We start from the raw sequence: 13,367 nt of genomic DNA on the forward strand, positions 1-13,367 counted from the left end.
CGTATCCATTATCGGCGTCGTGCTCTTGCACGTCACGCTGGTGGTTCCGGAAGGTGAGCTAACGTGGTTGGCTGACCTAAACATGTGGCTGGACCCGCTCCGCCTACCCTTGTTTTTCCTTGTATCCGGCTATTTCTCTACCAAGATTTTTCGCTATTCTTTCAGCGAGCTTTGTACGCGCCGCCTCTGGTTTTTCCTCGTCCCATACACGGTGTGGATGACCGTTGAACTGTGGACTAAGCGCATCGAGTTCCACTGGGTATTTGGCGATCCTTATCTGCAGCTTTCTGATCTGCTTTATAACCTGCTGTTGGGCCATACCATGGCGTGGTTCATTCACGCGCTTATCTTTTTCAATATATTTTTGTGGGCCGTGCGCAGGTTACCGGCGTGGGCGGGCATAAGTCTGAGCTTTGCGCCGTTGCTGTTTATAGCCTGGCAGGATCATTACTACTTTATTGGCAAGGCAATCATGTTTTTGCCCATCTTCGTCGGTGCGGCCTATCTGCGCGGGCCTATTACGCGGTTTGCCGACGCCGCCGAAGCACCCTTCAAAGGCACCTTCCGTAAGGGCTCTATGTGGGCTTATGGCGCGGCGATCATCAGCTACATCGCGGGCCTATCCTTGCGGCAAATCTGGGATGCCGTCGAAGGCGAGGTAGCGGTGCAGTGGCCACTGCCAGGCGGGGACATGCTTGGCCGAGGCGATCTCAACCTGCTTATCCGTTTTGCAGAGCAGACGCTTGAAACCCCAGCGGGCATCGTTGGTGCTGTCCTTATTAGCCATATTCCGGCTCTGTCCACTTTTGTAAAGTTCGTGGGCCGGCATACCCTGCCCATTTACTTGGCCCACCCAATCGGCATGACGCTGGGGTACGGCTTCTTCATGGCCCACCGCGATTACGTGGTGAGCCTTGCTGGCCAGTGGCCGCTGGAAAATACCTGGTTCTGGATCGGAATGTGCTTCTTCTACTCCGCTGCGGCATCGGTAGCGCTTTGGGCGCTCGGGAAGGTTCCTATCCTTGGCTGGACGCTGGTTCCGCCGCGGATTGATAAACGCCGGCCCGTCGTAGAGCCAATGGTAGCGAGCAAAGAACCAGCAGAGCGGTAACGATGGCGTAGTCATTGCCCACGATGTGCTGCCACCATGCCCAGTCCAGCTCTTGGTCATTGGCATGGGGGACAAGCCAATGCCCGCGGGCGAAAAGCGCCAGCCATGTCAGCGCACCGAGCGCCCAGTGGCGCTGCGCCACTAGCAGCACGCCCGCCAATACTAGCCAGGTGAAGTGGTGTGACCATGACACGGGCGAGCACAGGAGCGATACTGAAGCGGCCAGTAGCATGAGTACCGCCTGGTTCCCGTGGGAGAGACGCTCCATGGCAAACCACACGATGGCGACGACGAGGACAACGGCCACGAGCCACAGCTTTTCAGCGTGTTCGGGGACTAGGCGGCTAAACAAACCGCGCAGAGATTGGTTGGAGCTATAGGCAAGTCCACCGATGCGGTTGGAATCGCGCAGTGTTTCGCTCCAGTACTGGATGGAGCTATGTGGATTACAGGCGAAGGCGATGAGTCCAGCTGCCAGAAAGGAACCCAGGGCGCTGAAAAAAGCGCGCCATTCGCGGCGGACGAAAAATACGGCAAGGAATACCGCAGGGGTGAGCTTGATTGCCATTGCGATACCGGTAAGCACGCCCCTGCCGCGTCCGGGGCGCAGCCAGAGAATATCCGCTACTACAAGTGCGGTGAGCAGGATGTTGACCTGCCCGAAGCTAAAGGTCTCCGTAATCGGTTCAGTAAGCATCGCCGCCAGAAGCGCCCAGCCTGCCCAGCCAGGGCAGCCAAGAGAGCGCAGGACCAGGGCAACGCAGACCCACAGGGCAAGTAAGGAGGCGACAGATACGAGGATGCTCGCTGCGGTGAGGGGAATCCAGCTCAGTGGGGCAAAAAGCAGCGCCGCAAAGGGCGGATAGGTGAAGGGAAGAGAGACATCGCGATTGCTGCCGACGAGATAGTCCTTGGCGTAGAGGTCGCTGCCAAAGCCGGCCCCGCCTTCGCGGTAAACGTCCAGGTCAATGTGGTAATACGTGGAAAAATGGCCGGAGAAAAGCTCCGGAATATCAATGAGCCACCAGAGGGCCACGAGGACAGAGAGGCACAAGGGCAAAGCAGTAAACCACAAAGATTTCTTCACGCCAGAAGTGTACAACCGTCTCTTTAAGGGGCCAATTTATCGCCGCAGACTAGGCGGCGCTAGGCTTGGGAGACGTGCGCTACTTCTATGACACCGAATTTATTGAAGATGGACAAACCATTGAATTGGTCTCCATCGGCATCGTCGGTGAGAATGGCAGCGAATACTACGCCGTGTCTACGGATTTTGATCCGTCCAAGGCCAATTCTTGGGTCAAAGACAATGTATTGGCGAAGTTGCCCAGCCCGCGGGACCCAGTGTGGAAACCTCTAGAGACGATTCGCACGGAGGTCTTCGAGTTCCTGACCCAGAGCTCAACTCCGGTAGAGCTGTGGGCGTGGGTGGGCGCTTATGATCATGTGGTTTTGGCGCAGCTGTGGGGCGATATGGCCGGATTGCCTAGGCGCATGCCACGTTATACCCGCGAGCTGAAGCAGTATTGGGAGTTTGCGGGGCGTCCGAGCTTGCCAGCCGTGCCTAAGGGCAATCACGATGCGCTTGTCGACGCCCGTCATAACCTCGCCAAGTTCCGTGCCTGCGCCCAAGTGCTTCCGCTGTCTAAGGGTAATAGAATTAATATCTAGGATTTAACTAACGCGCGATAGGCTATAGATGGTTAAATAGCAGTGTGAGTTGGACAGTAGATATTCCGCAAGGCGTTCTGCCAGACCTCCCGCCATTGCCCGCCGGCATTGAAGAGGTCTTCCAGGACGTCATCAAGCGTGACGCAAAGCAGCAGCCCAGCTGGGATACTTCCCAGGCCGATAACGTGCGCAAGATTCTCGAGTCCGTGCCGCCCATTGTGGTCGCGCCAGAGATCGAGGCGCTCAAGAAGAAGCTGGCAGACGTTGCCTTGGGCAACGCCTTTTTGCTGCAGGGTGGCGATTGCGCGGAAACCTTTGAGTCCAATACTGAGCCGCATATCCGTGGCAATGTGAAAACGCTGCTGCAAATGGCCGTGGTGTTGACCTACGGCGCATCCGTTCCCGTGGTAAAACTCGGCCGCATCGCCGGTCAGTACGCCAAGCCGCGTTCCTCCGATACGGATTCCAATGGTTTGCTGAACTACCGCGGTGACATTGTCAACGCCGTGGAGCCGACCGAAGAGGCTCGTCGCCACGACCCAGCCCGAATGATCCGTGCTTACGCGAACTCTTCAGCGGCAATGAACCTCGTGCGTTCTTTGACCTCGTCCGGAACTGCGGATCTTTACCGCCTGCATGAGTGGAACCGCGAGTTCGTGCGCAAGTCCCGCGCGGGTGCCCGCTACCAGGACTTGGCCCGGGAGATTGAAAACGGCTTGAACTTCATGAATGCCTGTGGCGTGCACGATGACACCCTGCGCTCGGCCGATATCTACTGCTCGCATGAGGCATTGCTGAAGGACTACGAGCGCTCCATGCTGCGCTTGGGCCAGGACAATAAAGGCGATACCAAGCTCTACGATCTCTCTGCGCACCAGGTATGGATTGGTGAGCGCACTCGTGGCATCGAAGATTTCCACGTGAACTTTGCGGCGATGATTGGTAACCCAGTGGGCATCAAGCTGGGACCGGGCGTCACCCCGGAGCAGGCCGTGGAGTACGCGGAAAGGCTGGACCCGAATCGCGAGCCGGGGCGCCTAACCATGATTTCGCGCATGGGCCACGATAAGGTGCGCACAGTCTTGCCTGCCATTGTGAAGGCGGTGGAAGACTCCGGCCACAAGGTGGTATGGCAGTCCGACCCGATGCACGGCAATACCTTCACTGCTTCTAATGGCTACAAGACTCGCCACTTTGACAAGATCGTGGATGAGGTCCAAGGCTTCTTCGAGGTTCACCGTGAACTGGGTACCCACCCAGGTGGCGTACACCTTGAGTTCACCGGTGAAGACGTCACCGAGTGCTTGGGCGGCGCCGAGGACATTACCGACGTGGATCTGCCGGGCCGCTACGAGTCGGCTGTGGATCCTCGCCTTAATACGCAGCAGTCGCTCGAGCTGTCCTTCCTTATCGCGGAGATGCTACGTAACTAAATCCACAGGTTCGGCGTCATGCCGTAGAGCGAGGAGCCGAACCACCATCCGCCGATAGCCACTGCGCCCACCGCAATCGCGACCACTACTAAGTACAGCACTAGTGACAGCGGATTGCGGTTGGTCAGCGGGCGCTCGGAGGGTTCTTCATGCGCGCTGTGGACCGGCTGCTCGGGGGCGGGAGTAGGTACTGGTGCAGGCGCAGAGGCAGCTGCCGGCGCGAATGGTTCGAGTGGTGGCTCGGTCGCAGAATACGGCTGTGCCTGGGGGCGTGACAATGATTGCGGCTCCGGTTCTGGAGCGGGCTCTGCCTGTGGTAAATCCAGTTTGGTCTCAAAACTTAGGCGTTGCGGCGGGATGACTTCTGTCGGACCGCCGTCGAGATGCTCCGTTTCGCCTTGCGGAATGCTGCGGGTGGGCTCGAAAATTTCCGTGGCTCCGGTGCCAGAAAAATCCGTGGGGGCTTGTGCCGTGCGCGCTGCAGCAGCGTTCCTCGGCACAGGAATGGTCACGTCCGGGAGATCGAGCTCCCGGCAGACATCATCGAGCGCCTCGAGGAATTCTCCGGCGTCGGCGAAGCGCTCGCGGGGATGGCGGGCAGTGGCGGTGGCCACGAGGGCGTCGACAAGCTTGGGCACCCCAGAAATCCGCGAGGACGGCGCGGGGACGTCAGAATCCAAGCGGGCCGTGGCATGGGCCAGGGGAGTATCCCCCGAGAATGGAACGGTGCCGGTAAGAAGCTCGAAGAGGACAATGCCGGCTGAATATACATCCGAGGCCGGGGTAATTTCCTCACCTGTGACTTGCTCGGGCGCAAGGTAGGACACGGTGCCTACAATCATGTCTGTCGTGGCTTCGGCATTGGTGGCGCGCACCAGCCCAAAATCGCCCACCTTTACTCGGTGGTGCGAGGTAATAAGCACATTATCGGGCTTGATGTCGCGGTGGATGAGCCCGGTGGAATGCACCTCTTCCAAGCCGCGCAGAACATTGCGCAGGGTAGAGGCGGCCGCCTGCACCGGAAAGGGGCCGCCCTCGGCCAGTAGCTCGCGTAGCGTACCGCCATCGATGAGCTCCATGATGAGATAGATGGGCTCGCCGTCAGCGGAAAAATCGTGAATAGCCACGAGATTGGGATGCTGCAGGCGGGCCATGGCGCGAGCCTCGCGAGAAAAACGCTTGATAAAGACCGGGTCATCGGAATAGCGCTCGTCCATGACCTTGGCCGCGACCGCTCGTCCCAGCCGCATGTCCACGCAGCGATAGACGGTAGACATGCCACCGCGGGCAATGGGGCGATCGATCCGGTAACGATTCTCCAGAACGTCACCAATTTCCAACCTAGTCATACTTCCCAGTATGGCCGATCATCTAGCCCGCGTTAAAGTAGAGAACGTGACTAACCAAGAAAAATCCCTCGATTCCTTGCTCGCTAACGAAGAACTGCTCAGCATGCAGCAGGTGGCAGAAAAGCTAGACCTGCCCATTACACGCGTTTATGACCTGCTGCAGGACCGAAAGTTCATTGCCTGGGATTCCCCAGAAGGAAAGCGCGTACCGCTGGCCTTCTTCAACGACAAGGGCGTCATTGCCAAGCATGTAACTGCCGCAATTACCGTGTTGACAGACGGCGGCTATAAGGACGACGAAATTTTCAGGCATCTCTTTACCGAGGATGACTCGCTGCCGGGCCGCCCGATCGATGCCCTGCACGGTCACCTTGCCCGCGAGGTTATTCGGCGCGCGCAGGCTGCCGCTTTTTAGGCACGCCTTCAAAGATCCACTGGGTGGCAAACCACACCACCACAATCATGCCGATGACCCAGAACCAATTGTAGAGCTGGTGATTGCCATCGCCGGAGAAGGAGACGCCAATAAACAGGGCCACGCCGGTGGTGAATTTGATTAGCCAGAGCGGCGGCCGGAAGGTGCCCATCAGGGTGAAGATTGAGGCGTAGTACCACGGTAGGGTCACGGCATTGAAAACGAAGGCAACTTGGTATGCGGCCGCGGTGCCCATAATGGCGTCGCGGTTGTTCCTGCGGCAGAGCCACCATACCGTCACCAGCCCAATGAGCATGCAGACCATTGCGATGCTGCGCAGGACGGCCAAGATGGCGTTATAGGACGCATCCGGCATAAATATTTGTACCGCTGGGAAGATAACATCGGTGGCCAAGGTGGGACCTGCCAGCGGGTTAATCACCTTGGAATTGCCGCTTACCTGCGATAGCCAGCCCCACGATGTGCCGGAAACCCACGTGATGAGGGCTACTGCGGCGATGATTTCTGCCACTGCGGCGATGCCAGATAGCACAAATACAGCAAGTTGTCGCCACTTACTGGAGCCCTTGGGGGCATAGTGGTGGAGCATCATCCATACGATAAACGGTGCCGCAATAACCGCAGTTGCCTTCATGGCCACGGCCGTGCCCACGAGGATGAGGGCGGCGTGGAAGCGCTTATGCAATGCCGCTAGCAGTCCGATCGATACGAGCCCCACCATGAGTGATTCATTATGCATGCCGCCGATAAGGTGCAAGATAATAACTGGATTAGCTACACCAAGCCACAGTGCTACCGCTGGATCTGCACTGAGTTTGCGGGCGATGCGGGGGATTGACCAAGCGATGGTAATAAACCCGAGCAGAGAAAGAATCTTATAGAGCACCACGCCTGCAGTGACGTTATCGCCTACCAGGCTGGTGACCAGTTCTCCTATCCACAGGTGAAGGGGACCATAAGGTGTGGTGGTATTGCGCCAATCTTGTGATACCTCAAGGAGGAAGGGTCCGGGGTTAACGGCGGCACCTTCGGTATACGGATCGAACCCATCGCGAACCATAGCACCTTGCATGAGGTAGGAATACACATCGCGTGAGGCCAATGGCCCGGCTAATAAAAGGGGAGCTACCCAGGCGATGAGGATGCGCTGGATGTCACGCAAGCCGCCCTCGGACAGAGGATTTTTGAGCTGCGGGCGAATGATGGTGCGCCCAGCTAGCACCCACGCCGCGGCTAAGAGGAAAATACCCACCCAGTACAGCGCGAGGCCGAGATTGCGCCCATGCCCATAGGACAAGAAGCCGATATTTAAGGCTTCGAGGAGTCCTCCACGGTTGCGGGTGGCGCCGCCAGAGAAGGACGCGAGCAGCAAAATGCAGGAGGCAGATAGCCCTAGCGGCAGCGCGCGCGGAATGGGAAAAGAGTACGTCTTTGCCACAGCACAACCTACTTGCGGCGAGCAGTAGCCTTGATAGCCAACTGCTCTAGGGTTTCGGTGACCGTGGGATCCACCTTCGCGGCGTGCAGGTGCTGCAGGCCCGATTGCGTTAGGGAATCGATGCGGCGCTCAATTTCTTCTGGTGCGCCCGAATCAGCGATGATCTGGGCCAGGCGCGATAGCTCCTGGGGATCTGAGGTGTGGCCAACGAGCTTGCGCAAGGTAGCAGCAGCGTGTGGATCGGACTCATCCGCGCGCTGGAGCGCTAGCGCTAAAAGTTCGGTTCGCTTGCCTTCGCGCAGATCATCACCGGCAGGTTTGCCGGTCACCGCGGGATCGCCAAAAACACCCAGCTGATCGTCGCGCAACTGGTAGGCAATGCCTATATCGTGCCCATAGCCGCGGAAGGCCGCGATAAGTTCCTCGCTCGCACCGGCGATGGCGGCGCCCAAGTGCAGCGGGCGTTCAATGGTATAAGCGGCCGTCTTATAGCGGTTGACGGAATTGGCAAGCTCTACTGATTCGGACCCTGCTGCCTCCAAAGAGATGTCCAAGAGCTGTCCACCGATAACCTCAGTGCGCATGCCGCGCCACGGGCTGCGGGCACGGTGCAAAGCGGCCGCACTCAGGCCGGAATCTTGGAACATGTCTTCTGCATAAACAAGCGCTAAATCACCCACCAAGATTGCTACGGAGGTGCCGAAGAACTCTGGATCCCCCAAGTATTCCGATTCGCGGTGCAGCTTTTCGACGCCCCGGTGCACCGTAGGATTGCCGCGACGGGTATTTGAAGCATCGATAATGTCATCGTGGATAAGAGCGCAGGCCTGGATAAATTCCAAAGAGGCAGCCGCGCGGAGCATAGCCGCGGGATCTTCTTCTCCTCGACCTGCAGCAAGGTAGCCCGCCCAAGCATAGGTAGGGCGCACTCGCTTGCCGCCGTCAAGCACGAAGGATTCCAAAAAGCTCACGGCCTTGGTTACCGGGGCACCAATTTCCGCCACCTGCTCTCGGCGTTGATCAAGGAAGGTGGCGAGCTCCTCGCGCACCGCACCGGGGATTTCCGCAAGCTCAGGAGTATTCTGCATAGTCACACCCCACACGATACCGGCTAGGCTGCGCAAGAAATAACAGAGGTTTACAGCGGCAGGCTCGCGCCCAATATGGCAAAGGGGCGGGCATCGGCGGGGTAGAGATGATCACGGAGGACATCGAAGAAGCCGGTGGCTCTATAGAGGCGGAAGGCACCGTTATCCTCGTTCGGCACCTCGGGTGTGGACAACAGTGCGTAGCGCGCCGGCGCATTCCATAGCAATCCCTCTAATAGTTTTCTGCCTAGGCCGCGCCCCTGGTACTGCGGCAAGACGTGGATCTCTGCCAACTCAAAGTAGTTGCGCACAATGTCCCACTGCTCTTCGGTGGGCCCGCCTTGTAGTCGGAGCCCCCGGCGAAGCTCAGCGTCCCACCAGCTGTCCGGGGAGCCTAAGAACCCATAGGCCACGCCGACGACGCCATTGTCATGGGTGACAATTTGCGCGCTGAATCCGGGGCGGGTCACGTCATTTCGCCAGCTTGAAATGCGGCTATGCAAAATCGCGGGATTGTAGTGCATTGCCTCGATGTAGATTTCAACCAACTGCGGGGCTAATAGGGAGAATTCCGGCGGGGTTAGGCGGCGAATTTCAAAGCTCACACTTCCTATGACACCAGATGTCTGTAGCGGAAGGAAAGCAAGGCCCACTCTGTTCTTTGAAAGTCACAAGAGCGAATCGAACAAGAGGGCTGCAGTTAATTTGTGGCCTGCAATTAGCATTGATCGAATCGAACACGTGAACTATTATTAACAGTGAAATGTCTGGCGGCTTGCTTAGGGTCGGGGACAGTTCAACGACGTTATTTATTTAGCTAAGGACAAAACAATGGCACAGATTATTTCGGCAACGCGTACTCGTTCTCTTGGGCGAGAAAGTGGCAAGCGGGCACGATTTCTCTTCCAAGCACGAGAATTATTAGACGCTGCGCGCGGTTATGCGGCTGAGGGGCGATTCGATCAAGCCTTAGAGGTGGCGTACCAATCGGCTCTACGTACTGCTGGCGCACGAGTAGCTGCATCTGTAGTGGCTCGGCGCCGCCGCCTTCCCTCCAGTGCATGGGATCGGTTAGCGCTCGTTGGTGTGGAAGACAAGCGGTGGGCTGAATCCTTTAAAGGATATTCGCGGACTCGTGCACGCGTGTCTTCGGGGCTGGATGAAGCGCCGAGCGAGGAATATGTTTATGGCCTCATGCAGCATGCCGCACAATTTTTGGATGAAAGTGAGGCAGGGACTACTTTCGGCTCTTTTGCTGCGTAGTCACTCCGTGGGGGCGCTCACTACCTTTTGGGGAACATACTGATTATTCTGGGCGTTAGTATAGATAGAACTATTACCGCCCGAAGCTCAATCCCTAGTTGGAGGAACAGTGTCTCTTTCTGAGCAGGAGCAGCGCACGCTCCGTGAAATTGAGGAATCGTTACTTGCTGACGATCCTAAGTTTGGCGCTTCCGTTTCTGAGCCTACGTCGTTCGGCGGATCTGGCGGTGCGGTAACCCTCCGAGGTATAGCGCTCGTCGTCGTTGGGCTGTGCATGCTTATTGGTGGAGTTGCTCTCGCGCAGCAAAGCCTGTGGTTTATTGCGCTTTCTATCGCGGGCTTTTTGGTGATGTTTGCCGCTGGTGTGTGGATGCTGCGCGGAGATGGCTCCAGCCACTCTGTACAGAGCCATTACTCCGGTGCCCGTGCAAAGAAGCCCGCGTCTCGCGGTGGTGGAGTCAGCGGCAAGTTGGAGGAAAACTTCCGTCGCCGCTTTGAGGAGCGTTAACGCTTTATTGATGTGGTTCACCCCGGTTGGCCCAGTGAGGGTCAACCGGGGATTTTTGTGTCGCACCAAAATTCCCCACTTTGCCCCACGGAAGGGGTGCTAGGTGGGGACTGGTGGGGTAACTGCCTCATGGGCTTAGTTAAAAGTCCTCGATAACACAGCATATGGGGTTGGTGTGTGGATTGAGGCTCATTATGTTGGTGTTGCGGGTGGGGTGAGTGGGGTGATTGTAGCGGGCTGTCAAGGCCTTTTGTGGGATTTCTTCCCACTGGGAAAACCATCATCTAGCTGCAAGTAATCAGGATCAATCCGAGGGACACGCCGCTTTAAGTGGGTTAGGTGGGGGAAAGTGGGGTAGAGTGGGGCGCAGCGGAGGAAAGAGGGGCTCAAGGGCCTCGATTCTGAAGTAAGAGAATCCGGAGTTTTCGAGTAAGGAAGGTGGACGCCGGGATGTTTCTCGGAACCTACACTCCGAAGCTCGATGACAAGGGACGTCTTACGCTTCCGGCAAAGTTTCGCGATGAACTCGCGGGTGGCCTCATGGTCACCAAGGGGCAGGACCACTCGCTGGCCGTGTACCCGCGGGAGGAATTTGCGGCACGCGCACGGAAGGCTGCGGCGGTTTCTCGAACCAACCCAGAAGCACGTGCTTTTATCCGTAACTTGGCAGCAAGTGCGGACGAACAACGGCCGGACGGGCATGGGCGCATTACGTTGTCCGCAGGGCATCGGGAATATGCCAACTTGTCCAAGGAGTGCGTTGTGGTTGGCTCTGTGGACTTTCTCGAAATTTGGGACGCAGCCGCGTGGGCTGAGTACCAGTCGCAAACTGAAGATGCTTATTCGGCAGCAGATGCCGATGACGTACTGGCGGGCTTGCTCTAAGCCTGTACAAGAGTGCGTGTAAGGACTCTGTCCGAGGCGGATGATTCTGGTGTACTTCCCCGATATCAGAAACCTGCCTCGGACAGGGCCCTATACGCACTCGCATGCTTTCCACCACTGGAAGTCAGGAATTTGAGAAAGGGGGTTGCGGGGAGACATGGCTACCAAAGACCTAAATTATGATGTCGCCGAAAACCACGGCCACGTGCCAGTCATGCGCGAGCGCATGGCCGATCTCCTGCGCCCCCAAGTTGAAGCGGCGGGGGATAAGGCCGTGCTTGTTGACGCCACTCTGGGCGCCGGCGGTCACACTCGCTACTTCCTGGAATCTTTCCCCGAGGCGCGGGTCATAGGCGTTGACCGCGATAAGCAGGCGCTGCGCAATGCATCCGAACGTCTTGCGCCCTACGGCGGTCGCTTCGTCGGCGTTAATGCACGATTCGATGAGCTGGGCAGCGCCATCGCGGAAGGTGACGGCGACATCTTTGATTCGGCCCGCACCGTAGGCATTGCCGGCGCTCTCTTTGACCTTGGTGTTTCCTCGATGCAGCTAGACCAAGCTGATCGCGGGTTCGCTTATAAGGCGGATGCGCCGCTAGATATGCGCATGGATCCTTCGCAGGGGATTACTGCGGCGGATGTACTCAATACCTATTCGCACGGTGACTTAGCGCGGGTCCTCAAAACCTATGGCGATGAGCGCTTCGCTGGGAAAATTGCCTCCGCCGTGTTGAGAGAGCGCGACAAGGAGCCTTTCGTCAACTCCGCGCGGCTCGTTGAGCTACTTTATGATGTCATTCCCGCTGCGACCCGCCGTACCGGAGGGCACCCCGCCAAGCGCACCTTCCAGGCGCTGCGGGTTGAGGTCAATCGCGAGTTGGAAGCTATCGAAAATGTCCTGCCGGTCATAACCCAGGCGCTATCGGAAGGCGGCCGTGCCGTATTCATGAGCTACCAATCTTTGGAAGACCGCATCGTTAAAGCAGCCTTCAAAGAACTGACCACTTCCAAGACGCCGACTGGGTTGCCGATGGACCTGCCGGGCACCGCGCCGAAGTTCAAGATCGTTACGCGCGGGGCGGAAAAGGCCTCTAAAGAGGAAATCACGGAAAATTCGCGAGCCGCGTCGGTACGTGTTCGTGCCATCGAAAGACTCGAGGGAATGCCTGAATTTCTACCGTCGGGAGGCAGGCAATGAGCACCATCCCACGCCGCAACCACCTAAAGACTGACAGCCGCGACAGAGAGGCCACTCGCACCATGGGCGCCAGCCGAGACTTCACCACCGGAATCGATACCGGGGCCCCGACGGCGCTGCGTGAGCGTCCCAGCACTAAGCGTGCCCCGAGCCGCACTCGGGTGCCGCACCGCAGCACGAAGCGCCTGGGTTCGAAGCAGGTAGTGAGCTTCCGTGGCCGTCAGCTGCAGCCGCAGACGAAGAAGAACGGGCTCCTTACTCGGTTGGGCGTCATTTCCCTTACGCTGCTTATCGTCGGTGTGGCCTTGGCCATGTGGCTGTCCGGTCTGTCTACCAAGCAAACCTTTGCCATCCAGCAGCTAACCGTGCAGGATTCCCAACTGGATAACCAGATTGAGACCCTCAACCGCGATGCAGAGAATCTCAGCTCTTCTGCTGATATTGCGCGCCGCGCGGACGAAATGGGAATGGCTATTCCTAAGCAGCCGGGCATTGCGGAAGTGGGCGGCGATGGAAAGATCGTCGACAAGCGCGAAGGCACCCCGGATACCGAAAAGCTCATTGATGTCAACGGTGAACCAATCCGCCCGGGCCAGGCTTCCAGCGACCCAAAGGATACGGAGGGGATGTCGAATTCCCTCAATGCCGTGCCACAGGGACAGCAGCGCACCAGCAATGGTGGCGATGCCGTCGACCGTAATTCCGACCGTGAGACCGGCGCTGCTGGTGCTGTCCAGAGCGATGCGCGACCCAATCTTCCAGCCCGTGCGCCGTATGCCAGCCGCGCCGAGTAGCCGGAGTAGCTGAGGAAGAATATTCGGTGAAAAAGAAGATGCTCGCGCGTGGTGGCGCGGGCATTCTCACTTTTGTAGGGCACAATCAATACACGCAAGAAATTGTGGCGGAAATAGGGAAGGTGACACTGGACTGTGACTACGCCAAGTAAGGCTAGGCGCCGCCCGCGCCGCTCTGCCAGCTCCGCGGTGC

At 58.0% G+C, this 13,367-nt stretch carries 15 protein-coding genes; 10 read left to right on the forward strand and 5 right to left on the reverse strand.

All coding sequences use genetic code 11. The features are described 5' to 3' along the window. Positions 1–19 precede the first annotated feature (19 nt). Positions 20–1,111 carry an acyltransferase family protein gene (locus BKN05_RS02165; protein WP_286687840.1) on the forward strand — a complete coding sequence of 364 codons (1,092 nt, stop codon included), beginning with the start codon at positions 20–22 and terminating at the stop codon, positions 1,109–1,111. On the opposite strand, the gene BKN05_RS02170 is transcribed toward BKN05_RS02165, so the two are convergent. Further along, positions 1,017–2,198, reverse strand: a complete 1,182-nt coding sequence (locus BKN05_RS02170; protein WP_284765752.1) for a glycosyltransferase 87 family protein — start codon at positions 2,196–2,198, stop codon at positions 1,017–1,019. The two genes, BKN05_RS02165 and BKN05_RS02170, sit on opposite strands and share 95 nt — an antisense overlap. A gap of 74 nt (positions 2,199–2,272) precedes the next feature. Between BKN05_RS02170 and BKN05_RS02175 the strand changes: the two genes are divergently transcribed. Continuing rightward, on the forward strand, positions 2,273–2,782 hold the full coding sequence (locus BKN05_RS02175) for a polyadenylate-specific 3'-exoribonuclease AS (RefSeq protein ID WP_269953159.1): 510 nt from the start codon (positions 2,273–2,275) through the stop codon (positions 2,780–2,782). A gap of 44 nt (positions 2,783–2,826) precedes the next feature. Next, positions 2,827–4,215 (forward strand): class II 3-deoxy-7-phosphoheptulonate synthase, encoded by a 1,389-nt coding sequence (locus BKN05_RS02180; protein ID WP_286687841.1) that lies wholly within the window; start codon positions 2,827–2,829, stop codon positions 4,213–4,215. On the opposite strand, the gene BKN05_RS02185 is transcribed toward BKN05_RS02180, so the two are convergent. Continuing rightward, positions 4,212–5,564: a protein kinase domain-containing protein gene (locus tag BKN05_RS02185; protein WP_286687842.1), complete on the reverse strand. Its 1,353-nt coding sequence runs from the start codon at positions 5,562–5,564 to the stop codon at positions 4,212–4,214. The two genes, BKN05_RS02180 and BKN05_RS02185, sit on opposite strands and share 4 nt — an antisense overlap. Before the next feature lie 10 nt (positions 5,565–5,574). On the opposite strand from BKN05_RS02185, the gene BKN05_RS02190 reads away from it, so the two are divergent. After that, a complete protein-coding gene (locus BKN05_RS02190; RefSeq protein ID WP_286687843.1) occupies positions 5,575–5,979 on the forward strand; it encodes an Rv2175c family DNA-binding protein in 405 nt (134 codons plus the stop codon). Here BKN05_RS02190 and BKN05_RS02195 read toward each other — a convergent pair. The 3 genes from BKN05_RS02195 to BKN05_RS02205 are packed head-to-tail and all read right to left on the reverse strand — an operon-like array spanning position 5,948 to position 9,131. After that, a complete protein-coding gene (locus tag BKN05_RS02195) occupies positions 5,948–7,438 on the reverse strand; it encodes an alpha-(1->6)-mannopyranosyltransferase A (RefSeq protein WP_286687844.1) in 1,491 nt (496 codons plus the stop codon). The two genes, BKN05_RS02190 and BKN05_RS02195, sit on opposite strands and share 32 nt — an antisense overlap. A gap of 8 nt (positions 7,439–7,446) precedes the next feature. Next, positions 7,447–8,526, reverse strand: a complete 1,080-nt coding sequence (locus tag BKN05_RS02200) for a polyprenyl synthetase family protein (RefSeq protein WP_286687880.1) — start codon at positions 8,524–8,526, stop codon at positions 7,447–7,449. A gap of 50 nt (positions 8,527–8,576) precedes the next feature. Further along, complete coding sequence (locus BKN05_RS02205) at positions 8,577–9,131, reverse strand: GNAT family N-acetyltransferase (protein WP_286687845.1); 555 nt, start codon at positions 9,129–9,131, stop codon at positions 8,577–8,579. 226 nt (positions 9,132–9,357) lie between these two features. Here BKN05_RS02205 and BKN05_RS02210 point away from each other — a divergent pair, with 226 nt between their 5' ends. The 6 genes from BKN05_RS02210 to BKN05_RS02235 all read left to right on the forward strand — a co-directional run bounded on the left by BKN05_RS02210 (position 9,358) and on the right by BKN05_RS02235 (position 13,326). After that, complete coding sequence (locus BKN05_RS02210; protein WP_225746717.1) at positions 9,358–9,789, forward strand: SAV_6107 family HEPN domain-containing protein; 432 nt, start codon at positions 9,358–9,360, stop codon at positions 9,787–9,789. Between the two features lie 109 nt (positions 9,790–9,898). Continuing rightward, positions 9,899–10,297, forward strand: coding sequence for a DUF3040 domain-containing protein (locus tag BKN05_RS02215; RefSeq protein ID WP_198491702.1), 399 nt, complete (start codon positions 9,899–9,901; stop codon positions 10,295–10,297). A gap of 450 nt (positions 10,298–10,747) precedes the next feature. Further along, on the forward strand, positions 10,748–11,182 hold the full coding sequence (mraZ, locus tag BKN05_RS02220) for a division/cell wall cluster transcriptional repressor MraZ (RefSeq protein WP_005324499.1): 435 nt from the start codon (positions 10,748–10,750) through the stop codon (positions 11,180–11,182). A gap of 157 nt (positions 11,183–11,339) precedes the next feature. Further along, the gene (gene rsmH, locus BKN05_RS02225; RefSeq protein WP_286687846.1) at positions 11,340–12,380 is read left to right on the forward strand and encodes a 16S rRNA (cytosine(1402)-N(4))-methyltransferase RsmH; all 1,041 of its coding nucleotides are present in this window, start codon (positions 11,340–11,342) and stop codon (positions 12,378–12,380) included. Next, on the forward strand, positions 12,377–13,174 hold the full coding sequence (ftsL, locus tag BKN05_RS02230) for a cell division protein FtsL (RefSeq protein WP_286687847.1): 798 nt from the start codon (positions 12,377–12,379) through the stop codon (positions 13,172–13,174). The genes rsmH and ftsL overlap by 4 nt, the downstream gene beginning before the upstream one ends. 26 nt (positions 13,175–13,200) lie before the next feature. Beyond that, positions 13,201–13,326 carry a hypothetical protein gene (locus tag BKN05_RS02235; protein WP_286687848.1) on the forward strand — a complete coding sequence of 42 codons (126 nt, stop codon included), beginning with the start codon at positions 13,201–13,203 and terminating at the stop codon, positions 13,324–13,326. Positions 13,327–13,367 lie beyond the last annotated feature (41 nt).

Origin of the sequence: Corynebacterium sp. S5S1, from assembly GCF_001913985.1 — a bacterium.
GTDB classification, from domain to species: domain Bacteria; phylum Actinomycetota; class Actinomycetes; order Mycobacteriales; family Mycobacteriaceae; genus Corynebacterium; species Corynebacterium marquesiae.

What these genes read in the sequence shown, in the direction of transcription:
- BKN05_RS02210 (WP_225746717.1), top strand. Translation starts at nt 9,358, where the DNA reads ATGGCACAGATTATTTCGGCAACGCGTACTCGTTCTCTTGGGCGAGAA.
- BKN05_RS02200 (WP_286687880.1), bottom strand. Translation starts at nt 8,526, where the DNA reads ATGCAGAATACTCCTGAGCTTGCGGAAATCCCCGGTGCGGTGCGCGAG.
- BKN05_RS02185 (WP_286687842.1), bottom strand. Translation starts at nt 5,564, where the DNA reads ATGACTAGGTTGGAAATTGGTGACGTTCTGGAGAATCGTTACCGGATC.
- ftsL (WP_286687847.1), top strand. Translation starts at nt 12,377, where the DNA reads ATGAGCACCATCCCACGCCGCAACCACCTAAAGACTGACAGCCGCGAC.
- mraZ (WP_005324499.1), top strand. Translation starts at nt 10,748, where the DNA reads ATGTTTCTCGGAACCTACACTCCGAAGCTCGATGACAAGGGACGTCTT.
- BKN05_RS02190 (WP_286687843.1), top strand. Translation starts at nt 5,575, where the DNA reads ATGGCCGATCATCTAGCCCGCGTTAAAGTAGAGAACGTGACTAACCAA.
- rsmH (WP_286687846.1), top strand. Translation starts at nt 11,340, where the DNA reads ATGGCTACCAAAGACCTAAATTATGATGTCGCCGAAAACCACGGCCAC.